General features: G+C 37.1%; 22 protein-coding genes. 13 read left to right on the top strand and 9 right to left on the bottom strand.

Annotated features, from left to right (window positions below; genetic code table 11):
- Positions 1-30 precede the first annotated feature (30 nt).
- Together D778_RS04885 and D778_RS04890 are read right to left on the bottom strand one after the other, a co-directional pair.
- Positions 31-936 carry a GYDIA family GHMP kinase gene (locus D778_RS04885; RefSeq protein WP_007648245.1) on the bottom strand — a complete coding sequence of 302 codons (906 nt, stop codon included), beginning with the start codon at positions 934-936 and terminating at the stop codon, positions 31-33.
- 3 nt (positions 937-939) lie between these two features.
- On the bottom strand, positions 940-2,268 hold the full coding sequence (locus D778_RS04890; protein ID WP_007648247.1) for a hydroxymethylglutaryl-CoA reductase, degradative: 1,329 nt from the start codon (positions 2,266-2,268) through the stop codon (positions 940-942).
- Positions 2,269-2,417: 149 nt separating this feature from the next.
- Here D778_RS04890 and D778_RS04895 point away from each other — a divergent pair, with 149 nt between their 5' ends.
- The 4 genes from D778_RS04895 to D778_RS04910 all read left to right on the top strand — a co-directional run bounded on the left by D778_RS04895 (position 2,418) and on the right by D778_RS04910 (position 8,688).
- On the top strand, positions 2,418-4,649 hold the full coding sequence (locus tag D778_RS04895) for a S9 family peptidase (RefSeq protein WP_007648248.1): 2,232 nt from the start codon (positions 2,418-2,420) through the stop codon (positions 4,647-4,649).
- 24 nt (positions 4,650-4,673) lie between these two features.
- Positions 4,674-6,212 (top strand): peptide MFS transporter, encoded by a 1,539-nt coding sequence (locus tag D778_RS04900; RefSeq protein WP_007648249.1) that lies wholly within the window; start codon positions 4,674-4,676, stop codon positions 6,210-6,212.
- Positions 6,213-6,239: 27 nt separating this feature from the next.
- Positions 6,240-8,024, top strand: coding sequence for a peptide MFS transporter (locus tag D778_RS04905; RefSeq protein WP_007648250.1), 1,785 nt, complete (start codon positions 6,240-6,242; stop codon positions 8,022-8,024).
- Between the two features lie 118 nt (positions 8,025-8,142).
- The gene (locus tag D778_RS04910) at positions 8,143-8,688 is read left to right on the top strand and encodes a thioredoxin family protein (protein ID WP_007648251.1); all 546 of its coding nucleotides are present in this window, start codon (positions 8,143-8,145) and stop codon (positions 8,686-8,688) included.
- Here D778_RS04910 and D778_RS04915 read toward each other — a convergent pair.
- From D778_RS04915 to surE, 5 genes are read right to left on the bottom strand one after another with little or no spacing between them, the layout of a single operon-like run.
- Positions 8,685-10,736, bottom strand: coding sequence for a ComEC/Rec2 family competence protein (locus D778_RS04915; RefSeq protein WP_040491521.1), 2,052 nt, complete (start codon positions 10,734-10,736; stop codon positions 8,685-8,687). The two genes, D778_RS04910 and D778_RS04915, sit on opposite strands and share 4 nt — an antisense overlap.
- 21 nt (positions 10,737-10,757) lie before the next feature.
- Positions 10,758-11,294 (bottom strand): C40 family peptidase, encoded by a 537-nt coding sequence (locus tag D778_RS04920; protein WP_238307582.1) that lies wholly within the window; start codon positions 11,292-11,294, stop codon positions 10,758-10,760.
- Complete coding sequence (gene lpxB / locus D778_RS04925; protein WP_007648254.1) at positions 11,278-12,393, bottom strand: lipid-A-disaccharide synthase; 1,116 nt, start codon at positions 12,391-12,393, stop codon at positions 11,278-11,280. Before lpxB ends, D778_RS04920 begins: the two co-directional genes overlap by 17 nt.
- Positions 12,394-12,675: a hypothetical protein gene (locus D778_RS04930; protein WP_007648265.1), complete on the bottom strand. Its 282-nt coding sequence runs from the start codon at positions 12,673-12,675 to the stop codon at positions 12,394-12,396.
- Positions 12,676-12,686: 11 nt separating this feature from the next.
- Positions 12,687-13,466: a 5'/3'-nucleotidase SurE gene (gene surE / locus D778_RS04935; RefSeq protein ID WP_007648272.1), complete on the bottom strand. Its 780-nt coding sequence runs from the start codon at positions 13,464-13,466 to the stop codon at positions 12,687-12,689.
- Between the two features lie 223 nt (positions 13,467-13,689).
- On the opposite strand from surE, the gene D778_RS04940 reads away from it, so the two are divergent.
- Entirely contained in the window at positions 13,690-15,804 is a 2,115-nt protein-coding gene (locus D778_RS04940) for a carboxy terminal-processing peptidase (RefSeq protein WP_007648274.1), read from the top strand.
- A 6-nt stretch (positions 15,805-15,810) separates the two neighbouring features.
- On the top strand, positions 15,811-16,908 hold the full coding sequence (locus tag D778_RS04945) for an ABC transporter permease (RefSeq protein WP_007648276.1): 1,098 nt from the start codon (positions 15,811-15,813) through the stop codon (positions 16,906-16,908).
- 52 nt (positions 16,909-16,960) lie between these two features.
- On the opposite strand, the gene yihA is transcribed toward D778_RS04945, so the two are convergent.
- Positions 16,961-17,566, bottom strand: a complete 606-nt coding sequence (gene yihA / locus D778_RS04950) for a ribosome biogenesis GTP-binding protein YihA/YsxC (RefSeq protein WP_040491524.1) — start codon at positions 17,564-17,566, stop codon at positions 16,961-16,963.
- A gap of 38 nt (positions 17,567-17,604) precedes the next feature.
- Complete coding sequence (locus D778_RS04955; RefSeq protein ID WP_007648280.1) at positions 17,605-18,369, bottom strand: alpha/beta fold hydrolase; 765 nt, start codon at positions 18,367-18,369, stop codon at positions 17,605-17,607.
- A 294-nt stretch (positions 18,370-18,663) separates the two neighbouring features.
- On the opposite strand from D778_RS04955, the gene mraZ reads away from it, so the two are divergent.
- The 7 genes from mraZ to murD all read left to right on the top strand — a co-directional run bounded on the left by mraZ (position 18,664) and on the right by murD (position 26,502).
- Entirely contained in the window at positions 18,664-19,134 is a 471-nt protein-coding gene (gene mraZ / locus D778_RS04960; protein ID WP_040491526.1) for a division/cell wall cluster transcriptional repressor MraZ, read from the top strand.
- On the top strand, positions 19,121-20,017 hold the full coding sequence (gene rsmH, locus D778_RS04965) for a 16S rRNA (cytosine(1402)-N(4))-methyltransferase RsmH (protein WP_007648296.1): 897 nt from the start codon (positions 19,121-19,123) through the stop codon (positions 20,015-20,017). Before mraZ ends, rsmH begins: the two co-directional genes overlap by 14 nt.
- Positions 20,018-20,335: an FtsL-like putative cell division protein gene (locus D778_RS04970; protein WP_007648299.1), complete on the top strand. Its 318-nt coding sequence runs from the start codon at positions 20,018-20,020 to the stop codon at positions 20,333-20,335.
- A gap of 60 nt (positions 20,336-20,395) precedes the next feature.
- Complete coding sequence (locus D778_RS04975; protein ID WP_007648300.1) at positions 20,396-22,348, top strand: penicillin-binding protein; 1,953 nt, start codon at positions 20,396-20,398, stop codon at positions 22,346-22,348.
- On the top strand, positions 22,345-23,808 hold the full coding sequence (locus tag D778_RS04980; protein ID WP_040491528.1) for a UDP-N-acetylmuramoyl-L-alanyl-D-glutamate--2,6-diaminopimelate ligase: 1,464 nt from the start codon (positions 22,345-22,347) through the stop codon (positions 23,806-23,808). The genes D778_RS04975 and D778_RS04980 overlap by 4 nt, the downstream gene beginning before the upstream one ends.
- Before the next feature lie 68 nt (positions 23,809-23,876).
- Complete coding sequence (gene mraY / locus D778_RS04985; RefSeq protein ID WP_007648304.1) at positions 23,877-25,118, top strand: phospho-N-acetylmuramoyl-pentapeptide-transferase; 1,242 nt, start codon at positions 23,877-23,879, stop codon at positions 25,116-25,118.
- A gap of 46 nt (positions 25,119-25,164) precedes the next feature.
- Entirely contained in the window at positions 25,165-26,502 is a 1,338-nt protein-coding gene (gene murD / locus D778_RS04990; RefSeq protein ID WP_007648306.1) for a UDP-N-acetylmuramoyl-L-alanine--D-glutamate ligase, read from the top strand.
- Positions 26,503-26,550 lie beyond the last annotated feature (48 nt).

Below are 26,550 nucleotides of genomic sequence, written 5' to 3' on the forward strand. Positions count from 1 at the left end.
AAAAGCTTCACAGAACATGTGAAGCTTTTTTTATTTTATCATTTCAGAATAGGGAACAATGGTATCATAACCTTTAGATCTAAAATAGGCTGTCGGGTTTTCTTCAGATGTAACCAATACAAAATCGCCTCCCCAAGCACCAAGGCTTTTTACAGACCCTTTAAAATCTGAAAATAAGGCCTCTTTTACGGGAACTTGGTGGATGATGCTGGATATAATTTGTTCGTGCCTGTTTATTAAGAGATTGCAATCGGTTAGATTGGAGCAAGAAATCAGTTGGGAAGTAATCCCGCTAATTTCCTTAATAACATATGTTTTATTTGAAGTGTTGGCTTTGTATTGCGCAATACCATCACGACTGTTCTGTTTTTTGTTTAAATACACAAAATATAGTGAGTCTTTAAAAGAAGGATTAAAGTTTGCTTTCTTAATATGTCTGTTGTTATTTTCAATTTGATAGGTAATGGCAGTGTCGTGTTGTGCGCAGGCAATATCATAGCCAGAACCACCAAAGGTTTGATCCAATAACCTGTAAGCATCTATTTGAGCCCAATTTGCCATGTTGTTTATTAAAGTGGATGAGGAACCCAAACCCCAATCTTGAGGGAATGTTAATTTGTTCTCTACTTGACATCCAGATTTTAAAAACCCTGGATTTAGTTTTTTTGCAACCTGTAATATTTGTAAGAGACGCTCTGTTTTACCATTGTTATTTAAAGCTTGAGTGGATATCTCGTTATGGTTGATTTTAAAGACTGTCTCAAACCAAATGTCATCTTTAAAATCAAAACTTTTCCACACCAGGATGGGTTTGTTTAAAGTGGTGACCTCTAGGGATTGTCCGAATTTAGTAGGCACAGCCAAAGCCATTGCGCCATCAAGAACTAGGTATTCCCCTGTAATCAATAATTTTCCGTTACTCTGAAACTTCTGCATTCGTTATTTGTTATTCTTCAATCTCAAATCCTTTATGGCTTCTACTACAGCGCTATGTGTAGCCGTATGGTTTTTAAAATGGTTTATTAAGGTGTTTTTTTCTTCATCTGTTGCTTGAAACTGGTTTAGGATATTCAACAAATGCATTTTCATATGGCCTTCCTGGATTCCTGTGGTGGTTAAAGAGCGCAAGGCTGCAAAATTTTGTGCCAATCCGGCAACAGCCACAATTTGCATGAGTTCTTTGGCAGATGGGTTGTGCAATAATTCCAAGGCCAATTTTACCAAAGGGTGTAAACTGGTTAAACCACCAACAGTACCTAAAGCCAACGGGATTTCCATCCAAAAATAAAAGATGCCAGCTTCTATTTTAGCATGTGTTAAACTGCTGTATTGTCCGTTTCTGGATGCATAGGCATGAACTCCAGCTTCCACAGCCCTGAAATCGTTTCCGGTAGCCAGAACCACGGCATCTATTCCATTCATGATGCCTTTGTTGTGTGTTACCGCGCGATACGGTTCCACTTCGGCAATTTTAACAGCTTGTATAAATTTTTTGGCAAACTCTTCGGGGTTTATGGATGTGTTTTCGGTTAATTGTTCCACAGGACAACTTACTTCAGCCCTTACCAAACAATTAGGGACATAGTTAGAGAGGATGCTCATAATGACCTCGACCTGTTTTTCTTTTTCAGTAAAGCCATTAAACAAGCGCGCTTCCTCCCTAAAGGTTTTGGCAAATTGTTCCAAACAAGAATTTATGAAATTGGCGCCCATGGCATCCAGGGTTTCAAAGGTGGCGTGAAGCTGGTAATAGTTGTCCAGGCTTTGGGTTTTATCCCGAAGTTCAATATCCAGGATGCCTCCACCACGTGCTTCCATATTTTTGGTCAAGGTTTTTGTGGCTTGTATAAGTTTGGGTTTAACATGTTTAAAAAAGCTCTGTAAGGTCTTTGGGTCGCCATAGAACATAACATGTACCTGACCAATTTTGGTAGTGGATAGCACTTCTGCTTTAAAACCACCCCTTTCCAGCCAAAATTTAGCAGCTTTGCTAGCAGCAGCCACAACGGAACTTTCTTCTATGGCCATTGGGATGGCGTGCATTTTGCCATTGATTAAAAAATTGGGAGCCACACCAAAAGGCAAATAATAATTGGTAATGGTGTTTTCTATAAACTCGTCGTGCAACTGTTGTAGCTTGATGTTGGAATTCCAATACTGTTTGATGATGTTTTTTGCGTCTTCATTGTTGTTGAAATAAGTAGCTACAATCCAATCGATTTTATGCGATTTGGAAAGTTTAGAAAAGCCAGATATAGATTTGCTCATGAAATATAAATTGAAAACACAAAGATACTGTTCTTGTAACTAATTTTATATTAGTTGGGTTTTAAAAGGCTATTTAACTGTTAATATTTACTGTTTTTTGCTTATTTTTTAGTAAACTTGGCATTATTTTATTCAAAAGAAACATTTAAATGAAATTTACCAAACTCCTTCTACTGTTTTGCATATTTGCAACTTTCTTAACCTCAGCACAAAATAAAGAGATAACCCTAGAAGATATATGGACTGGCGCCTTTAGAACCGAAGGTATGGACGCCTTGCATTCCATGAAAAACGGGCAGCAATATTCTGTTTTGAATTTTGATAGAACCTCTGGAACCACCTCTATAGATGTTTACGATTATAAGACCCTGAAAAAAGTGAAAACTTTGGTGAATTCTAACCAATTAGAGGCCATTCCAAATTTTTTGGATTATACTTTTAGTGAAGATGAAAGTAACATACTTTTGGCTACAGATGTGACGCGTATTTTTAGACGTTCGTCTTTAGGGACTTATTATGTGTACAATACCAAAACAAAGGACCTTAGTTTGGTAGCCGAAGAACAGATTCAAGAACCAACCTTTTCCCCAGATGGTACTAAAATTGCCTATGGCTATAAAAACAATCTTTTTGTAAAAGATTTGAGCTCTGGAACCACCACACAAATCACTTTTGATGGGGAGAAGAACAAAATCATCAATGGTATCACAGATTGGGTTTACGAGGAAGAGTTTGGATTTGTTCGCGCTTTCGAGTGGAATGCAGCCAGTGATAAGATTGCATTTATCCGTTTTGATGAAACCCAAGTACCAGAATTTTCAATGGATGTCTATGGTTCAGCTTTGTACCCTACGCAAGATGTGTTTAAATACCCTAAGGCAGGAGAAGCCAACGCTTTGGTGTCGCTTCATTTGTATGAGTTGAAAACCGATACCGTTACTGAAGTGAAAGTGAACAAAGACTACACCGATTTTTATATTCCCAGAATAAAATGGACCAATGATCCAGATGTGTTGAGTGCCCATTATTTAAACAGACACCAAAACGAATTGGATTTATGGTTTATAGACGCTAAAAACCAGACAGCAACCTTGGTTCTTGAAGAAAGGGATGTTGCTTATGTGGATGTGACAGACAATTTAACTTTTCTAAAAGACAATAGTTTTATCTGGACCAGCGAAAAAGATGGCTACAATCACATTTATCACTATTCAAAAGAAGGAGATTTAATAAACCAGGTGACCAAAGGAAACTGGGAAGTGACCAGTTATTATGGATATGATGAAAAAAGCCATAGAATTTTCTACCAGTCCACCGAAAACGGTTCCATTAACAGAGATATTTATTCCATAAAACTGAATGGTAGGGATAAGGAGCGTTTAACCAAAAGCGAAGGCACCAACAGAGCCTCTTTTAGTGCCGATTTTTCTTATTTCATCAATACGTTCTCCAATGCTTCCACACCACCAGAATACACATTGAACGATGCCAAAACAGGAGATTTAATCAAGAGCATTAAGGACAACGACAAACTCTCTGAGACTTTGTTGGACTATAAAACCTCCAAAAAGGAATTTAGTACCATTCATGTAAACGGAAACGATTTAAATATGTGGATGATTAAGCCAGCAGATTTTGATGCCTCCAAAGAATATCCATTATTTATGTATCAATATTCTGGTCCAGGGTCTCAAAGTGTTTCCAATACTTGGAACAGTGCTAACGATTATTGGTATCAGTACTTGGCTCAAAAAGGCTATATTGTAGCATGTGTAGATGGTAGGGGAACCGGTTATAAAGGAGCCGATTTTAAAAAAGTCACACAAAAAGAATTAGGGAAATACGAAGTTGAAGACCAGATAGAAGCAGCCAGACAATTAGGTAAACTACCTTATATTGACGCTTCTAGAATAGGAATTTGGGGCTGGAGCTATGGAGGCTTTATGAGCAGTAATGCGCTTTTTAAAGGAAACGATGTATTTAAAATGGCCATTGCTGTGGCACCTGTAACAAGTTGGCGTTTTTACGATTCTGTATACACAGAGCGTTACATGACCACACCTCAGGAAAATCCTAGCGGTTACGATGACAATTCCCCAATAAACCATGTTGATAAATTAAAAGGAGACTTTTTGTTGATACATGGTACAGCAGATGACAATGTACATGTGCAGAACACCATGCGTATGGTGGAGGCTTTGGTGCAAGCCAACAAACAGTTTGAGTGGATGATCTATCCAGACAAAAACCATGGTATTTATGGCGGCAACACGCGTTTGCATTTATATACCAAAATGTCTGATTTTATAGATAGAACTTTAGGAGATAAGATACCTGAGGCATCAAAAAACCATGAAGAAAAAGTAAAGATTAAAGGATAAGATAACGAACTAACTAAACACTATATGTCAAAATCAATTTTAACAGAACAGGGAGAACCAGAATTATTCGGACATCCTAAGGGATTATTTTATTTGTTTTTTGCTGAACTATGGGAACGTTTTAGTTTCTATGGGATGCGAGCTTTGTTAATGCTATACATGGTTAATGAAATTTTCCAGGCATTGGCAGAACGAGACACAGCAGCTGCAGCAGTATATGCTTCTTATGGTTCCTTGGTTTATGCGTCCACAGTTATTGGAGGTCGTATTTCCGATAAGATATTAGGGATGCGAAGCTCCATTTTCCTTGGAGGTGTTTTAATGGCTTTGGGACATTTTGTTCTTGCCATTGAGAATGATGTGGCTTTCTTTTTGGCCTTGGCATTTATAGTGGTAGGAAACGGTTTCTTTAAGCCTAATATTTCCACCTTTGTAGGGTCTTTGTATAAAGATGGGGATAGACGAAAAGATTCTGGGTTTACCATCTTTTACATGGGAATCAATATTGGAGGTTTTGCTGCTCCATTGCTTTGTGGTTGGCTTGGTGAAACCTATGGTTGGCACTATGGATTTGGACTTGCGGGAATTGGGATGTTAACAGGTCTCCTATTCTTTTGGAGTGGTATAAAAAAGAATGTGTTTGGAGACAGGGGAATGCCTCCCAATAAGGAAATATATGAAAAGAAAATATTGGGTATTCCACAAAAAACATTCGTTCCCATTGTTGCCTTTTTAGCAGCTCCTGTGGTAGCACTTATGTTGGCAAGTTATAAGGATATTGGTGGAGGAGATACCTTTTTAGGGGATCAGAACGTGGTGAATTTGCTTTTTAAGCTCATAGGTGTTGGCGTTTTGATTTTTATGACATATGTGATTATTAAATCCAAACCAGATGAGCGAAAAAAATTAATCATGGCCGTTTTAATAACCTTTTTCATGACCTTGTTTTGGGGTTTCCATGAATTGTCCGGAAGTGTTATAACCTTGTTTGCCGACAGAAATGTGGATTTAGAGGGTGTTATGAACGCCAGTCAAACCAACTCGTTAAATTCTTTGGTTATCATTGTACTTTCCATCCCAATTTCATTGCTTTGGGCGTATTTATCCAAAAAGAATTTAAACCCTAGAACCCCTTACAAATTTGGCTTAGGTTTGTTACTGGCTGGGTTGAGTTTTTATATTCTATCCTTAAGTGGAGGAAGTGCAGACGAAAACGGGATGGTTCCGTTTGCTTACTTGTTTATCATGTATGTAGTTATTTCCATTGGAGAATTGTTTATGTCTCCTGTAGGACTGTCTAAAATAACCGATTTGTCGCCACAAAGAATTGTTGCCTTTATGATGGGGATTTGGTTTTTGTCTTCGGCTTACGCTTTTCAAATTGTAGGTTTTATTTCAAAACAATTGGCAGTTGAAAGTACAGACGTAAATGTTGGAGGTTTACAAACATTGGCAATATATACAGACGGGTTTGGCTTAATTGCCAAGTATGCTCTTGGGGCAGGACTTGTGGTATTGATCTTTTCGCCATTAATGAAAAAATTAATGGGCAATGTCCACTAAAAAAAGAACTAACTAAATTTATTATATATGAATACAGATGTTGAAAATCTATTTAAAGACAAGGTAATAGGCCATCCAGCCGGACTGTTTGTACTGTTTTTTACCGAAATGTGGGAACGTTTCTCGTTTTATGGGATGCGTATATTATTGGTATTGTTTTTAACAGCTCCAATTTTAAGTGATAATCCAGGATGGGAATGGCCAAGGGAACATGCTTTGGCTTTAATAGGTACTTATGCCTCCTTACTTTACTTAACCCCAATAATAGGAGGTTGGGTTGCCGATAAAATTACAGGATATCGTGTGGCTGTGGTTATAGGTTGTTTGATCATGACCTTAGGGCACGCTTCCATGGCTTTTGAGACCACCACAAGCTTTTACATAGGTTTAGCTTTGTTGGTAGTGGGAACCGGTTTCTTTAAGCCCAATATTACCTCTATTATTTCTGAAATGTATAAAGGCAAGGAATCCAAAAAAGATGGTGCTTATACCATTTTCTATATGGGAGTAAATGCAGGTGCTTTTTTTGGAATGATGTTATGTGGTTATCTGGCTGAAAACTACGGTTGGTCTTGGGGCTTTGGTTTGGCAGGAATCTTCATGTTATTGGGGATGCTTCAGTTTTGGTTGGCTAAAGATTTGTTTGGAAACGTAGGTGGCAAACCATCCATAAAACATGTGGTTGAAATCCCTCAGAATATCAATGAGGAAGCACCTAAAGAACAAGAAGAGCCAGATGCAGATGAAAAGTTGAACCCTTTTACCATGTTCGATAAAATTTTAGTGGTGTTATCTTCCCTTGGAGGTTTGATTTATCTGTTTAACGATCCCTTGGAAAAAATTGATGGCTCCAGTTTGGTGCCATTTACAGTAGGTAATTTAAGCGGTTCCAATTTTGTGGTGCTTTGTGCCTTGGCATTATTCCTAATCTTGCTTGTAACAAGAATTGCCAGGTATTTACCAATTGTTAGGGACCGTATTATAGCCGTGTCTATCTTTGGGGTGTTTACTGTATTTTTCTTTGCGTTTTTCGAGCAATCTTTAGGCTCCATGACGCTTTTTGCCAGAGATTACACAGATAGGACCTTGGTAGGAAGTTCGGCCATGATATTTAAAGTGGTTGATGCTTTGTTGACAACCGTTCCCTTAATGATCATTACTTGGGTACTTTGGTTGTTGGCCAAAAAAACGTTTTCCAGAATAGGTTTGTCCAATGTCATTTTGGCTTTGGCATTTGCTGGTTTGTGGTTCTTGGTTATATTTAGGTTGATGGATAAGTTCTCTCAAGAAGGGAACGAGATTGAAGCCACTTGGTTTGGTATTTTAAACTCGTTCTTTATTATTACCTTGGCACCATTGTTTTCCCGTTGGTGGGAAAGCAAATACAATCCTAGCGCTGCCATGAAATACGGTTTAGGTTTAATTTTGTTAGGTTTAGGTTTTGCCATCTTATCATATGGAGCTTCAGAGATACCTTCAGGAGCCAAAACAGCTTCGGTTAGTATCATCTTTTTAATATTGGCTTATTTGTTGCACACCATGGGCGAGTTATGTATTTCCCCAGTAGGCTTATCATATTTAAGTAAGTTGGTACCTGCCAGAATGATTGGATTTATGTTTGGGGTTTGGTATTTGGCCATTGCCGTTGGACAAAAAGCAGCGGGTACCATGGGAGGCATGATAGATAAAATTTCAGAACAATATTCCTTAGGGACCTTCTTTTTAATTTTTACCTTAATCCCTATAGGTGTTGGAATTATCTCCATTATATTAAACCCGTTATTAAAACGATTGATGCATAACGTACGTTAATCGAATAAAGCGTTAAAATTTATAGAAAACACTCCTGAATTGGAGTGTTTTTTATATTTTAGGAACAGTTTTTGAAACCTACAGAACTTATTTACTAAGTTTGAAATTATACATTATTATGAAAAAATTACTATCTGTATTTGCCATTTTATTATTTGTTGTTAATATATCTGCTCAAGAAATTAACTGGGTCACTTTAGAAGAAGCTGTAGCGCTACAAAAGAAAAACCCAAAAAAAATAATGATTGATGCCTATACCAACTGGTGTGGACCATGCAAAATGTTGGATAAAAACACTTTTAAAAACAAAGATGTGGCAGACTACGTAAACAAGCATTATTATGCCGTGAAATTTAATGCCGAAGGCAACGAGACCATTAATTTTAAGGGTAACACCTTTACAAATCCGGGTTATAATCCTGCCAATGCCAACAGACGTAATTCGCAACACCAATTATCAACCTATTTTAGTGTCAGGTCTTATCCAACCATTTTGTTTTTGGATGAGCAGGCCGAGTTTTTAAGCCCAGTTATTGGGTATAAAACGCCACAACAGCTGGAACTGTATTTGAAATTGTTTAAAAATGATGCGCATGTAAACATGAAAACACAAGAGGATTTTTCTGCTTATTACAGTGCTTTTAAACCAGAATTCTCAAATTAATCCCCTTTTAAATTTACTACAAAAGCTCCCTTTTTATATGTATGATGAAAAGGGACTTTTTTGTTTTTACAGGTCGCTTCCCATCGCATGACATAGGATTTGTAGTTGCTGCCATCTGCAATTATCAGTTTCGGACTCAAACTATCAATAAGCCGAACCAGATTGATTTTAGGGGAATCGCGTAGTAAGACGAGTTCTGGTTTAAAGCTGGAAACTTGGTACACACCAAGGCTGTCAATAATTAAAAGGAGCTTGTTGTTTAGTCGGTAAAGGGGCAGAATGTCCTCTTGCTTGATCTCTGAAATATGATGTTTAGTTGCATAATTTACAAGCATGGTTTCGTTTAACAGTTTTGTGCTATCCAGCGAATGATGTACTTGCAGGATGCCGTTTTCTTGAAAGCCAAGAATGGAAGATTGGCTTTTATGGAACACCATCCATATGGAATCGGTTTTTGTTTGATATTTAGTGTACAGGCTTGCAGATTGAAACAATATTATAGCCACCAAAAGCATGCGTAAATTTTTATAGTCTTTATGTTTGTAAACATGGTATATGCTTACAATGATGGCGTAACTGGTCAATACTTGAAGCAGGTTGAATGCTATGTCCTTAAACAGGAACGCTTCTTGTTGGGAAATCCATCTAAAAAACTGGTTCATCCATCCAATTATCTTTCCATAGAACAGAGCCACAAAATTGGGTAATATGTTGCATAAGGCCAGGACAATTACAGCAATGCCATAAGCCAAAATAACCCCTAGAAAAGGAATGACAATAACGTTTGAGAGAAAAAACAGCCCTGGGATTTGATGAAAATAATATAAACTTATAGGCAAGACACCAAACTGTGCAGCGATGGATACGATAAAAGCTTGCCATAACTTATCCACTACCCAATATTTGGGCTGCCAAAAGCTATACAGTAAGGGATAGATGGTTACAATGGCAATCACAGCCAAATAACTTAACTGAAACCCTACATCAAACAGTATGTTGGGCTTAAAAAGTAAAATGATAAATGCCGAACAAGCTAAAATATTCAATGTGTTGGTAGGTCTTTTGTAATTTAAGGAAATTGCGACCAGGCTAAACATTAGTGCTGCCCTGGTAACAGAGGCAGAAAGACCTGTAATGACTGCAAATCCCCATAGGCATAAGATAATCAGGATGATTTTATATACGCGTCCATGCTTGAGCAACCCCACTGGCTTGAACAGCATATTTAAAAACAATAAAATGATGCCTACATGTAAACCGGAAACAGCAAGGATGTGAACGGCTCCAGAGTTTTTGTAGTCTTCGTAGATTTCTTTGGAAATATCATTTCGCTGACCCAATAAAAGGGCGTTGATTATGGCGCGTTCATTTGGTTTAAACGGATATTTTTTAAGCTCTTGGTTAATATGTGCCCTTAAGGCATTGGCATAGCCAAACAGTGTGTGCTTTTCCTTGCTTACAATATATGTTTCTTGGTAAGTGCCATACATTTGCGAATAGATGTATTTGTTTTCCAAAAACGATTTGTAATTGAATTGCCCCGGATTTATAGGGCTTTTAATGGGAAGTAAAGATGTTTTTACAAACAGGATATCATCAACTTCAAACGCACTGGACAAGGAGTCTTTTTTCAAATTTAGCAATGCCAATCCGTTAACTGAAATACTATCGATTTTTAAGAGTTTCACAACATATCTGTCGTTGTAAGTGTTGGATTTTAAAAGGTTTGAAACTTTAAGCTTTATTAAGGAAGGGGTTTCGTTTAAATGGTTACTGTAAGCTGTATAGTGGTTTTTATGAAGTTTCTGGTCGTGTAGCTTTTCAATATTAACACCTAGGGAGACCATGGTTAAAAAGGCTATGGTTCCAAACCAGATATTTCTGGTGAACAACGGCTTGGAAAGGACATAGGCTATGCTAAGGAATACTATAAGTATGACCGTAATTATTACAGAACCGGTTAAGGAAATATCTGTAACCTGAGCCAATAGAATTCCTAAAACCAAACAAATGGTTAGCTTAACAATAACAAAGTCAAGTAGTTTCACATAAGTAAGATACTAAAAAACTTATAATATTCTACGTGCTTGTACGAAAGCAAAATACCAATATTTTTCAGATAATCTAGAAGTAATCACACCACTGCTTGTGGTGGAATGAATAAATTCCACATAACCAGACCTGGCTTCGGTAACCAGGCCAACATGGTTGATGTTTCGGCTGTTTTTTTGGGTTGCGAAAAACAGTAAATCGCCTTTTTGAACTTCTTTGACATCTACCCAGTTTCCGGTAGTTGCCAAAGCTCCAGTGGTTCTGGGCAGCAAGATGTTTTCGCTGTTATAGGCTGTGGTTATCAGGCCAGAACAATCCATGCCTTTTTTAGAGGATCCACCATATTTGTAGCGCACTCCATTGTATTTTTCGGCTGTTTTAATAATGTTTTCTATGCTGGCGTTTGAGGCAGGACTTGCGTTTTTGGCAACCGCTGTTGTTCTAGTTGTTTTTTTGCTTGAAGCTGCTGTTTTTTTGGACGACTTGCAAGCCGATAAGCTTAATAGAAGACACAATAAAAAGACTGTTTTTCGCATGTTAATTTTTAATGGCATTGTAAATTAGTTTCGCTGTTTTTTGGCTAGCTCCCTTTCCTCCAAGTTTCTTCTCAAGTTCGTAATAATCAATAAAAAACTTTGTACGCTCGTAAGGGTCTAGAATGAGGTCCAGTTCCCTTTTTAAGGATTTGGTGTTAAAGTTGTCCTGGATCAATTCCGTAACCACTTTTTTATCCATGATTAAATTCACCAAAGAAATATACTCAAGATTGATTACGCGTTTCCCAATTTGATAGGATATCCAATTGCCTTTATAACACACAACTTGAGGCACTTTAAATAAAGCTGTCTCTAGAGTGGCAGTTCCAGAAGTAACCAAAGCAGCTGTAGAGACAGAGAGTAAATCGTAGGTCTTGTTGGAAATAAAACCCACGTTGGCATTTTTAATAAAAGGCTGGTAAAAACTGTAATCCTGACTTGGAGCGCCAGCAATAACAAATTGGTAATTGGGGTATTGGTTTACCAAAGAAACCATCACCGATAGCATTTTTTTAATTTCCTGTTTTCTGCTTCCAGGTAAAACGGCAATGATGGGTTTTTCGTTTAACTCGTAGTCAGCCCGAAAGGTATACTCGTCCACTTGATGCCTGTTTGCTATGGCGTCTATGGTTGGGTGTCCCACAAAATGAACTGGGTAGTTATGTTTTTTTTCGTAAAAATCTTTTTCAAAAGGAAGTATCACATACATTTCATCCACATCTCTTTTTATGGCTTTGATTCGGTTTTCTTTCCAGGCCCAAATTTGAGGGGAGATATAGTAATGTGTTTTAAAGCCTTTTTGTTTTGCCCATTTGGCTATTCTTAAGTTAAACCCTGGGTAGTCAATAAAAACAATTACATCTGGGTTAAAAGCTTCAATATCTTTTTTGCAAAAAGACAGGTTTTTAAATATGGTTCTCAGGTTCATGAGCACTTCGGCAAAGCCCATAAAAGCCAAATCCCTATAATGTTTTACTAAGGTATCGCTAGTGGCTTCCATTAAGTCGCCTCCCCAAAACCTAAACTGGGCATTGACATCTTCTTTAAGCAATGCTTTCATTAGGTTTGAGCCATGTAGGTCTCCAGAAGCTTCTCCAGCAATAATATAGTATTTCATCTAGATAAATTTAAAGACAAACGTTGAAACAGCAATAATAATTGTAATTAAAAGTACGCCTCTTGCTCTATAATCCTGTCTTTTTTTAATAAACACAAAAAACGCCAGAAGGTTTAATATGGCTCCCAAACTGATGAGTTTGCCCAAAAAGCCTTCAAAAGAAGCCGCTTTTAGGACCGAAACAACATCTTCGCCATTCCCAAAGAAACTAGTGGCAAAATAAAGTCCTATCACATTGGCAATAAGCCCAACGACAACACCAATAAGCAATTCCTTTTTCATACAAGCAAGTGTTAAGTTTTATTAAAATCCCAAGTGTTTAAAGTTGTAATGGCATGATGTGCCGTTAAATCAAATTGTACAGGAACTACAGAAATATAGCCGTTTTCCAAGGCCCATTCATCTGTATCGTCACCATGGTCTAAATTTACAAATTTTCCAGTTAGCCAATAATAATCTTTGCCTTGTGGCGACTGTCTCTTATCGAATTCCTCTTCCCAATTGGCTCTGGCTTGTCTGCAAACCTTGATGCCTTTCATATCTTTTTCAGGTAAATTGGGAACATTGACATTTAAAACCACCTGTTCTGGAATGCCGTTTTCCAAAGCATTTTTGGCTATGGTTTTTGCGTATTTTTTGGCAACTTCAAAATTGGCATTGTAGTTATAATCCAAAAGCGAAAACCCAATGGCAGGAATGCCTTCAATTCCGGCTTCCAAGGCTGCGCTCATGGTGCCTGAATAGATTACGTTTATAGACGAATTGGAGCCATGGTTTATGCCAGAAACGCATAAATCGGGTTTTCTTTTTAGTATTTCCCTTACAGCCAGTTTCACACAATCGGCTGGTGTGCCGGAACAACTGTATTCTTCCTGGTTTCCTTCATCTATGTAAACACGTTCCAAGTGCAACATGGAATTAATGGTAATGGCATGTCCCATACCACTTTGTGGGCTGTCTGGAGCTACCACTACCACATCTCCAAGTTCTTTCATGACTTCTATAAGAGCTCGAATTCCTGGAGCTGTTATTCCGTCATCATTGGTCACTAAAATTAGAGGTTTTTCTGTCATTCCAACTATAAATTAACAGTGCTAAAATACATAATTTCCTACGGAAGACATGAATTTTTCTGGTTTAACAAAAAATTAGTACCAATTGTCTTTATTGGCATAGTTTTTTCTTTAAATTAGTAAAATAAAAAGACACTTTTGGGAAAATTTAATCGATTAGGTTTTAAATTGCCCACAAATTTCAATCCTAAAAAGTGATTATTAAATTAATATGATAAGATTTATGAAAAGGAATTATAAGATTTTGGTGTTAGTGCTTTTATTGGCATTTGCTTCTTGTAGTTTTACTACAAAAACGTTTGAAGATCCAGATAAAGATAAATTACTGATACAGGTCATTACTTATGTCTTACAACGAGGACACTTTGATCCAAAAGAGATAAACGATGATTTTTCTGCAGAGGTATTTGCAGATTATTTGGACCAACTGGATCCTTTAAAAAGGTATTTCTATAAATCGGATATTGAAGAATTTGAAGCCTTTAAATTCCAATTGGACGATCAGTTAAAAGAATACGACATTTCGTTTTTCAATTTAACCCACGACCGTTTGGTGCAACGTATCGAGGAGTCTAAAGCCATTTACAAGGAAGTTTTGGACACGCCATTTGATTATTCTATAGACGAAGAATTTAATTCCGATTACGAAAATATTGGTTATGTAAAGAACAAAAAGCAAATGAAAGAGCGTTGGAGACAACAGCTTAAATTTTCTAATCTGGTAAATTACGACGATTTAATGTCTGCACAAGAAACCAGCGAAGAAAAGAAAACACTTACAGAAATTGAAGCTGAAGCTCGGGCAGAAACCCTAAAATCCATCGATTTATATTATAACGATTATATAGACGACCTGGACAGACAGGACTGGTTTTCTATGTATATCAATGCCATTGTAGAGGAATTTGATCCTCATACAAACTATTTTGCCCCCGAAGATAAGGAGAATTTCAATCAGCAAATGTCCGGAAAACTGGAAGGGATTGGAGCGCGATTGTCCAAGCGTATGGATAACACCAAAATTGTTGAGCTTATTTCCGGAGGTCCAGCATGGCGAGGGAACGAGCTGGAGGTAGGCGATATTATCATGAAGGTGCGTCAAGAAGATGAAGAAGAACCGGTAAATATTGTGGGTATGCGTCTAGACGATGCCATTAAACTTATAAAAGGGCCTAAAGGCACCACTGTTATCCTAACCGTAAAAAAGGTTGATGGTACCATTGAAGAAATCAGTATCACCAGAGATGTGGTTGAAATTGAGGAAACCTATGCCAAGTCTTCCATAGTAGAAAAAAACAACAGACGTTTTGGGGTTATCAATCTCCCAAAATTTTATGTGGATTTTGAAGATTACAAAAGCAGAAATGCTGCTTCAGATATTAAACAGGAAATAGAGCGCTTAAAAGCTGAAGGCATGGAAGGTCTTGTTTTGGATTTAAGAAATAATGGAGGAGGGTCGCTTCCTGTGGTAGTGGATATAGCAGGTATGTTTATTAAAGAAGGCCCCATAGTACAAGTTAGGGCAACTGGAGAGCCAAAAGAAGTGTTAAAAGACAAGGATAAATCCATTGTTTGGGATGGCCCTTTGGTAATTATGGTGAATGAGTTGTCTGCTTCAGCATCTGAGATTTTAGCAGCAGCCATGCAGGATTACAAACGTGCCATTGTGATAGGTAGCAAGCAAACCTATGGTAAAGGAACCGTTCAAAACTTTTTGGATTTAAACAACATGGTTAGAAATAATAAAAATGGCGATTTAGGTGCTTTAAAATTAACCACCCAAAAATTCTACAGAATCAATGGAGGTTCAACCCAACTTGAAGGGGTTAAAAGTGATGTGGTTGTTTTAGATAGATATAGTTTTATAGATGTAGGTGAAAAAGACCAAAAAAACCCATTACCTTGGGATAAAATCGATTCTGTGGATTATACCTTTTGGGATGGATATTTTGACTACAATGAAACCATAGAGAACAGTACCCAGCGTATGAATGCGAATGAGCAACTAAAGCTAATAGGTGAAAATGCCAAGTGGATCAAAACCAGAATGGACGAAAACATTCATTCCTTAAACTATAAAAAATATAAGGCACAATTAGAGTTAAATGAAGAAGAAGCCAAGCGTTTTGATAAAATTTCCGAATATCAAAGTAATCTAACCTTTGAATCCCTGCCTTATGAAAAAGAACTGTTTAAAACCGATACCATCCTTAAAGAAAAAAGAGACCGTTGGCATAAAAGTTTAAGTCAGGATGTGTATGTGGAAGAAGCTATTAACGTATTGGAAGACTTAAAAATGTCTTATGCCATCAAAAAGGTAGCCAATGTTAAAGATTAATAATCAATGAGTGAAATTACAGGCTCATTAAGTACTTTAGCGCTCCAAAAATTCAAACAGGATTTTTGGGGCGTTTTTAGCTTTTGGTTTATTGTTTTGGTAGGTTTTGTTTCTGTGTTTGCCTATGTTTTAGCTCCAGACAATTCGCAGCATGCCAACCAGATGCATTTGTCCATACATTCCAAAAAACCTGGCTTTAAGGTGCAGATGCTCAGCATCCCTTCCAGTATCGCTCAAGACCAATCTGTTATTGATAGGCTGTTTTTTGGTAAAAAAAATCCAGCCTCCGAAATACCAATATCGGCATATCGAATAACAGGCAACAAATTGTTATATACAGAATATGCTTCCGATGGTCTTGAAGGAGCCGAAAAAGAATTGGATTTAAACAATTACCAAAACTTTAACAAAGCCACATTTATTAAAGAGCAAACTTTTATTTTTGGTACAGACAAATATGGACGCGATTTGTTAAGTCGTATTCTTGTTGGGGCAAGAATTTCTTTCTTTATAGGTTTTGTAGCAGTCTTTATTTCATTGGTTATAGGTATTTTTATGGGAAGTGTGGCAGGCTATTTTGGTGGGAAAATAGATGCTTTCATCATGTGGATTATTAATGTAACCTGGTCCATACCAACCTTACTTTTGGTTATTGCCATTACCTTAGCTTTAGGCAAAGGCTTTTGGCAAGTGTTTATTGCCGTAGGTTTAACCATGTGGGTTGAAGTAGCCCGAGTGGTACGTGGGCAAATTATAAGTGTAAAAGAAATGCAGTACGTAACTGCCGCCAGAGCTTTGGGATTTAACGATTTTAGGATAATAACCAAACATATTTTGCCAAATATCATGGCTCCTGTGATTGTTATTTCAGCCGCAAATTTTGCGGCTGCCATTTTAATTGAAAGTGGCTTGAGTTTTTTGGGCATTGGCGCACAACCACCCATGGCTAGTTGGGGAGCCATGATTAAAGACCATTACAATTATATTATTTTAGGAAAGCCTTATTTGGCGTTAATTCCAGGTTTTTGCATCATGAGTTTGGTTATGGCTTTCATGCTTATAGGCAATGCTTTAAGAGATGCTTTAGATGTAAAAAGCGCCTAAGTTTTTTGCTAAAGCTATGATAAAGTTTCCCGTTTTGCAGCAGCCAATCGGTTTAGTCTAATCGCATGTTTTTATTAAGTGAGTGTATGTATTCCAAAACGGCTTCTTTGCCAATGTCCTTTGAGGATGAAGTAATAAAATAGTTAGGCATTTCTTCCCAAGCTTCCAGCATGATGGCTTTATAATCGGCTACGTGCTTTTCAATGGCTTTGGGTTTAAGCTTATCGGCTTTGGTAAAAATAATGGAAAAAGGAATACCATTTTCTCCCAGCCACTGCATAAATTCCAAATCTATGGGTTGGGGTTTGTGCCTAATATCCACCAATACAAAGGCAGAAACCAACTGCTCTCTCAAGCTAAAATATTGGGTTATGAATTTTTGGAAAGTTTTTTTTGCACTTTTGGAAACCTTGGCATAACCATAACCAGGCAGGTCTACCAAATACCAATTTTTATTGATAATAAAATGATTGATAAGCTGTGTTTTTCCTGGTCTTCCAGAAGTTTTTGCCAAACTTTTCCTATTGGTTAGCATGTTTATAAGAGACGATTTTCCCACGTTGCTTCTGCCAATAAATGCATATTCCGGAATGGTGTTTTTTGGGCATTTAGAAACATCGGAATTGCTCATTACAAATTCAGCCGATTTTATTTCCATAGATCATTTCCCTAAAAAGGAATGTGTTTTTAAAGGGTTTAAAACCCTTTTTTGGTTAACCAGTTATTTAAAATCTCATTAAACTCATCTGGATGTTCCATCATGGCAGCATGGCCACATTTGTCTATCCAAAACAGTTCGGAGTCTGGTAAGAGTTCATTAAATTCTTCAGCAACTTCAGGAGGTGTCACTGTGTCGTTTTTCCCCCAAATAATACAAGTTGGAGTGGTCATGTTGGGCAAATCTTTTGCCATGTTGTGTCTAATGGCACTCTTGGCAATGGCCAATGTTTTAATAAGTTTGTTTCTGTCGTTTACAGTTTCATAAACTTCATCAACTATTTCTTTGGTGGCAATTTCAGGATCGTAAAATACGTCTTGTGCCTTTTTCTTTATCACCTCGTAATCACTACGTTTGGTATAACCTCCACCCATGGCACTTTCATATAGTCCAGAACTGCCAGTAATAACCAAGGCTTTTACTTTTTTAGGATATAATTTTGTATGATATAAACCTATGTGTCCACCTAAAGAGTTTCCTAACAAAATGACTTCGTCAAATCCTTTAAACTCAATAAAATCGTGTAAATATTTAGCAAAACTCTTAACGTTGGTTTTTAATAAGGACATCGTATAGATTGGTAATTCAGGAATTACAACTTTATAACCCTTGGTGCTAAAGTATTTTGTAACCGACTCGAAATTACTCAATCCACCCATTAATCCGTGGAGCACAATTATGGGTGTTCCTTCGCCAACTTCAATATATCTGTAATCTTTTTCTTTTTTTAGTCGATGCGCCATTAATTCGTTAATCTTAACATTGAAACAAATATAGTTAAATCATTCATATTATTTTCATAATAATTACATCTCCTTAGTGCGCCTTGTTAAAGAGATATTAACAAGATGTCTTTAAAAATACATCCATTTTGTAACCTTCTGAAAAAGAGCTTTTAACATTTGTGAAGCTTCTGAAATAACGAAATAAACATGCTGTTAATCGAAAATTTATCAACAAAGTGGTAAAATGTGGTAAAATGTGGTATATTTTTCGATATATTTGAAACTTAAACACAAAATCGAGAACGAACCCCTTTGAACTCATTAATAGGAACATACGAATGTAAAGTAGATGCAAAAGGCAGACTGATGCTTCCTGCTGCGCTTAAAAAGCAGTTGTCTCCTGTATTGCAAAATGGGTTTGTTTTAAAGCGAGCAGTTTTTCAACCTTGTTTGGAATTGTACCCCATGGAAGAGTGGGAGGCTTTAATGCAGCGAATTAATAAGCTTAACCGGTTCAAGAAAAAGAACAACGATTTTATTAGGCGTTTTACGGCTGGTGTTAAAGTCGTGGAAATTGATGCTACGGGGCGTTTGTTGATACCAAAGGATTTGGTTGTTTTTGCTGATATCTCCAAAGAGATTGTGCTTTCGGCTGCTGTGAACATTGTGGAAATTTGGGATAAAGATAAGTATGAACAGGCCATAGACGATGCTACTGTAGATTTTGCAGATCTGGCTGAGGAAGTTATGGGACAAGATGATGAAGCGCATGGACTATCATAATCCAGTATTATTGAAAGAAACCGTAGATGGTTTAAATATCCAGGAAGATGGTGTTTATGTGGATGTGACTTTTGGAGGAGGAGGACACAGTAAGGAGATCTTGAAACGATTAGGAACTAAAGGGAAATTATTTGCTTTTGATCAGGATGCTGATGCGCTTGAAAATACAATTCACGATGACAGGTTTACCTTGATCCATGAAAATTTCCGGTACATCAAACGGTTTTTAAGGTTTTATGGTGTGAAAGAAGTGGATGGTATTTTGGCAGATTTTGGTGTTTCATCTCATCAATTTGATGTGGCAGAAAGAGGGTTTTCTACCAGGTTTGAAGCCGATTTGGATATGCGTATGAATCAAAGCAGCAGTCTTTCGGCTTATCATGTAGTCAATGAATATGATGAAGAACAGCTTAAAAACGTGTTGTTGCAATATGGTGAATTGAGAGCAGCGCCAGCCATGGCAAGTTTAATTGTGGCCAGTAGAGCTGTTGAACCTATTAAAACAAGTGAACAATTAAAAAGGGTGTTAAAGAAATTTTTGCCACCTAAACACGAAAATAAAGTGTTGGCTCAAATATATCAAGCCATTCGGATAGAGGTCAACCAAGAAATTGAAGCTTTGAAAGAGCTTTTGTTGCAAACACCGGATTTGCTGAAACCAGGAGGTAGGTTGAGTGTCATTTCCTATCACTCTTTGGAAGATAGATTGGTAAAACGCTTTATAAGAAATGGCTTGTTTGAAGGAGAGCCAGAAAGAGATGTGTTTGGGCATTTTGAAGTGCCTTTAAAAAAAGTTGGAGGATTAATAGTTCCAAGTAAAGAAGAAATTAAAATAAACAATAGAGCTAGAAGTGCAAAACTAAGAGTGGCTGAAAAGTTATAGATGAGAAAAAGTGTGTCAAATATTTTAAAAGGAACCTTTTTGGTTAATGACGATGCGTTTAAAAACTGGAGAATGATCCTTTTTATTTCGTCACTAGCATTCGTTATGATAGCCAGCTCACATAGTGCAGATAAAAAAGTCCATAAAATAGCCAGATTGAATAATGAAGCAAAAGAATTGCGATCGGCATTTGTGGATGGCAGAAAAAAACTCATGGAACTCAAAAAAGAGTCGGTTGTAGAATTAAAGATGAAAGAAAAAGGCTTGTCCATTTCAGAGATTCCACCAACCAAAATTAAAGTTAAATCCCAAAATTAGTTCGACTTGGCAGTAAAAGAGAAGAACATATTAAACCGATTGTATTTTATAGCAGGATGTATGTTCATCTTCGCTCTGGCAGTTGTGTTTAAACTTTTGAGCATTCAATTTATTCAAGGGGACAAATACCGGGAGTTGGCAGAAGAACGCACCATTAAAAACGTGGTGATTCCTGCCAATAGAGGCAATGTGTATTCGGTTAATGGGAATTTACTGGCTACTTCTGTCCCTAAATACGATATTAGGATAGATGCTGTGACTTCAAAAGCAAAAGTATTTGAAGAAAATTTAAAACCATTGGCGGACTCCTTGTCCAAATTTTCAGGAAAGCCATCATCCTATTACCAAAAAGAAATTAGGAAAGCTAGAGCAAACAGAAACAGATACTACTTATTGGCGAGGGATATTGGATATTCCGATTACATACGAATAAGAAATTTCCCATTATTGAATTTGGGAGCTTATAAAGGAGGTTTGATTGTTGAGCAAACAACCAAAAGAGAGCATCCTATGGGTGGCGTTGCCGAAAGGACCATAGGTTACGAGCGTTTTGATGAAAATGGCAATGTAACCAGGCCAGGTATTGATGGTGCTTATGGTGTAAAGTATTTACGTGGAACCGATGGTTTAAGGTTGAAACAAAAAATTGGCAATGGACAATGGAAACCTATTGCGGATTATAATCAAGTAGAACCAAAAGATGGGTATGACTTGTATACAACCATTAGTGTTAACATTCAGGATATTGCGCATAATGCGCTATTGCAGCAATTGGAGCACTACGAAGCAGAACATGGTTGTGTGGTTGTTATGGAAGTGGCAACAGGTGAAATACGTGCTATTTCAAATTTGGGAAGAACCAAAAACGGTTCGTATTACGAGAAATTAAATTATGCAGTGGGTGAATCGCATGAGCCAGGCTCCACATTTAAGGTCATGGCTTTAATGGCAGCTATGGAAGATAAGCTTGTGGACACATCTACAGTTGTAGATACCAAACAAGGTGTGAAAACTTTTTACGGAAGGAAAATTAGAGATTCCAAACATGGAGGTTATGGAAAAATTTCTGCAGCAAGAGCTTTGGAAGTGTCATCAAATATAGGATTGGCAACCATTATAGATGAAGCCTATTCCAAAAACCCTGAAAAATTTCTCAACCGTTTAAAAAGTTGGAATTTAGATAAGCCTCTAGGCTTGCCAATTTTAGGAGAAGGAAAGCCTGTGATTTACGAACCTGGACATTCAAAATGGAGCAAAAATGCTCTGCCTTCCATGTCTTATGGATACAATTTAAAGTTAACACCTTTGCAAACACTCACATTTTATAATGCCATTGCCAATAATGGTGTGATGGTAAAACCTACCTTTATTAAAGAGGTTAGGGAGCTGAACAAACAAATAGAGACCTTTGATAAAACAGTTATCAACAATAAAATTTGTTCTGATAAAACCATAAAGGAAATGCAGGAGATGCTCAAGAACGTTGTGGTTCGTGGTACAGGAAAATCTTTATACACGCCATACTTTTCTATGGCGGGTAAAACTGGAACGGCTCAAACAGAGTATTGGATGGACGATTGGGATGACAATAAAAGATATGTGTCTTCTTTTGCTGGATATTTTCCAGCTGAAAACCCAAAATATTCCTGTATAGTTATTATACATAAACCTAGTATAGAAAAAGGCTATTATGGAGCAGATGTATCTGGGCCGGTTTTTAAACGTATTGCTCAAAAAATATTTACAGATACTCCTATTATTGATGAAGTTGAAACATTGGAAGTTAAGCATGTTGCTGTAGAAAAGGAGTTTGATAGTTATTACAAAACGGCACAAACCTATAAAACCATTATGCCGAATGTGGTTGGTTTACCATTAATGGATGCTTTGGCTCTCTTAGAGAATATGGGACTTAAAGTTAAATTTCAAGGTGTTGGCATCGTAAAATCCCAATCTTTGGATAAAGGATTGAAAATCAAGAAAAACCAAACAGTAGTAATAGAAGCCTCATGATGATTTTAAAAGACATATTGTATAAAGTTACCCTCAACGCTGTTGTAGGGAGTACAAACCTGTCTGTTAAACACATGGATTTTGATTCCAGAAACATTTCAGAACACGATGTGTTTGTTGCAATTAAAGGCACTGTTTCCAATGGTCATGAGTTTATAGATATTGCTATAGAGCAAGGAGCCATTGCCATTGTTTGTGAAACCTTGCCAGAGAATATCAAGCAAGGGATTACGTATGTTCAGGTGGAAAGCTCATCAAAAGCTTTAGCCATTATGGCCTCAAATTTTTATCAAAATCCTTCTGAAAACTTAAAGCTTGTTGGTGTAACAGGAACCAATGGTAAAACAACTATAGCTTCATTGTTATATCAGCTGTTTAAAAAGGCCGGTTTTAAAGTGGGTTTACTCTCAACTGTAAGAATTATGGTTGATAACAAAGCATACAAAGCAACCCATACCACACCAGATTCCTTGACCATAAATAAATATTTAAAAGAGATGAATGATAAGGGTGTGGCTTATTGTTTTATGGAAGTGAGTTCTCATGGTATTCACCAACACAGAACCGAAGGCTTACATTTTCAAGGAGGTATTTTCACCAATTTGTCTCATGATCACTTGGATTATCACGATACGTTTGCTGAGTATAGAGATGTTAAAAAAACTTTTTTTGACCAATTGCCGGCAACAGCTTTTGCTTTGGTAAATGTGGATGACAAGAATGGCTTGATCATGCTTCAAAATACCAAAGCAAAGAAATATACTTACGCCTTAAAAGGCTATGCCGATTACAGGGCTCAAATTTTAGAGAACCAATTAAATGGTTTGTTGCTAAAAATAAATGAGAGTGAAGTTTGGACCAGACTTATTGGAAATTTCAATGCCTATAATGTGTTGGCCATTTATGCTACTGCCGAATTATTAGGTTTGGAGAAAGTGGAAACTCTAAGAATGATCAGTGAATTGGAGAGTGTGGCTGGGAGGTTTCAATATCTAATTTCAGATAACAAAATAACGGCCATAGTAGATTATGCCCACACACCTGATGCCTTAAAAAATGTTTTGGAAACCATAAACAGTATCCGAACCAAAAACGAAGAATTGATTACCGTTTTTGGGTGTGGAGGCAACAGGGACAAAACCAAACGTCCTAAAATGGGACATATTGCTTCGGCATTGAGCAGCAAAGTGATTGTAACCAGCGATAATCCAAGAAACGAAGCCCCGGAAAGCATCATGGAAGATATTGAAAAAGGGATAGAACCACAAAACTTCAAGAAAGTCCTGTCCATAGCCGATAGGAAACAGGCCATTAAAACAGCTTGTCAGATGGCAAATCCCAACGACATTATCTTAATTGCAGGAAAGGGTCATGAAACCTATCAGGAAATTAAAGGGGAAAGATTTGATTTTGACGATTTTAAAATAGTAAAGGAATTTTTAAAACAACTGGAAAAATAACCAAGGGTCACCTAGAGCACCTGTAGTCGAGCAGGTTGGCAAAAGGGCTTAAAAAATGAAATAAATATATGCTGTATTACCTATTCGAATATTTAGAAACACAGTTTCAGATTCCTGGAGCATCTCTCTTTGGTTTTATAACTTTTAGAGCTGCTTTTGCTGTTATTCTATCATTGCTTATTTCTACCATATTCGGAAAGCGTATTATTAAGTATTTACAAAAGCAACAGGTAGGGGAAACCATAAGGGATCTTGGGTTGGAAGGACAGGTAGAGAAAGCTGGAACACCAACCATGGGAGGTGTCATTATTATCCTTGCAACGCTTATTCCGGTTTTGTTGTTGGCTAAATTGGAGAATATTTATGTGATTCTTTTAATAGTTACAACGCTCTGGATGGGAACCATTGGGTTTATAGATGATTATATCAAGAAATTTAAAAAAGATAAAGAAGGGTTAAAAGGAAGGTTTAAGGTTTTGGGACAGGTAGGACTTGGTATTATTGTAGGGGCAACACTCTATTTTCACCCAGAAGTTACCATAAAAGAAAAACTGCCTATAGCGCAGCAACAGGAAATTCTGGCTGAAAACGCAAAGGTGGAGTCGTCCAAGTTGTTTCAAAATGAAGAGCGATCAACCAAAACAACCATTCCCTTTGTAAAGTCCAATGAGTTTGATTACGCCGAAATAATTTATTGGATAAATCCAGCGTGGGCCAAATATGCTTGGATTATTTTTATTCCCATTGTTATTTTCATTATCACAGCCGTTTCCAATGGTGCCAATTTAACTGATGGTATCGATGGTTTGGCAGCAGGCACTTCGGCTATTATAGTTTTAACCTTGGGTATTTTTGCTTGGGTTTCGGGAAATATTATTTTTTCAGATTACCTAAATATCATGTACATCCCAAGAGTAGAGGAAATCACCATTTACATAGCAGCTTTTGTAGGTGCATTGGTTGGATTTTTATGGTACAATGCTTATCCAGCCCAAGTATTTATGGGAGATACAGGAAGCTTAACCATAGGAGGGATCATTGCTGTTATTGCCATAGCTGTTAGGAAAGAATGGCTTATTCCAGTGTTATGTGGCATTTTCTTGGCAGAGAATTTATCTGTGGTTTTGCAGGTAAGCTGGTTTAAATACACAAAGAAAAAATATGGTGAAGGCAGGCGTATTTTCAAGATGTCACCTTTACACCATCATTATCAAAAATCAGGATATCACGAAAGTAAAATAGTTACCAGGTTTTGGATTGTTGGAATCTTGTTGGCAATTATTTCAATTGTGACTTTAAAAATCAGATAAATTTTGTCTTGCTTAAACAGTTGAAGCATTTCAAAAAAAACATAGAATGGCAAAACAAAGATTAGTCATATTGGGAGGAGGGGAAAGTGGCGTGGGAACAGCCCTTTTAGGAAAGGCGAAAGGCTTTGAAGTTTTTGTTTCAGATAAGAATAAAATTAAAGAAAAGTATAAAGACGTTCTTATACATCATGAGATTGAATGGGAAGAAGAAACCCATACGGAATCCAAAATTCTAAATGCCAATTTGGTTATGAAAAGCCCTGGGATTCCAGAAAGAGTGCCTTTGGTAAAACAGCTTCGGGAACAAGGGGTTCCAATTGTTTCAGAAATAGAATTTGCTGCCAAATTCACCCAGGCGACCCTAGTAGGTATAACAGGAAGCAATGGAAAAACAACCACAGCATCGTTAACGCACCATATTCTTAAACAAGAATTGGAGGTAGGCTTGGCCGGAAATATAGGAGATAGTTTTGCCAAGCAAATACTGGAAAAAAATTACCCAAACTATGTGTTGGAGATCAGTAGTTTTCAGTTGGACGATATTGTAGGGTTTAAGCCTCATATAGCAATAATTACAAATATTACCCCAGACCATTTGGACAGATATAATTATGAGTTTGAAAATTATATCACTTCAAAGTTTAGAATTGCCGAAAACCAAACAAAAGCAGATTATCTCATTTTTGATGCAGATGACCCAGTAATTGTGGATTGGTTGGAGAAGCATCCCGTTCAATCCACATTATTGCCATTTTCATTAGTAAAAAAAAATAAAAATGGCGCGTATTTAGAAAACGATAAAATTATAATAACAATAGATAACAACTCAATAGACATGTCAACAAAGGACCTAGCATTAGAAGGGAAGCACAACATTAAAAATGCCATGGCTGCTTCAACAGTAGCTCATTTATTACGAATTAGAAAACAAACCATTAGAGAGAGTTTGGAGAATTTTCATGGCGTGGAGCACAGATTGGAAAATGTGTTGAAAATTAACAAGGTTCAGTATATAAACGACTCAAAAGCAACCAATGTCAATGCCACGTATTATGCTTTGGAAAGTATGGATGCCCCAACTGTATGGATAGTTGGAGGACAGGACAAAGGCAACAACTATCAAGAACTCTTTCCGTTTGTAAACGAAAAAGTAAAGGCTATTATTTGTCTTGGTGTAGACAACCAAAAGCTGATGGAAAACTTTAGCTCTATGGTAGATGTCATTATTGAAACCCAGTCTATGAGCGAGGCTGTAAAAATAGCCTATAAGTTGGCCGAATCAGGTGATAATGTTCTGCTGTCTCCAGCTTGTGCCAGTTTTGATTTGTTTGAAAACTATGAAGATAGAGGAAGACAGTTTAAAGAAGCTGTAAGGAATTTATAAACCCAAATACCAATTGTTGACAAAGAGGTGGCTTAAGGTCTGGAATCG

The sequence above is a fragment of the Xanthomarina gelatinilytica genome, from assembly GCF_000348685.1.
Taxonomy (GTDB): domain Bacteria; phylum Bacteroidota; class Bacteroidia; order Flavobacteriales; family Flavobacteriaceae; genus Xanthomarina; species Xanthomarina gelatinilytica.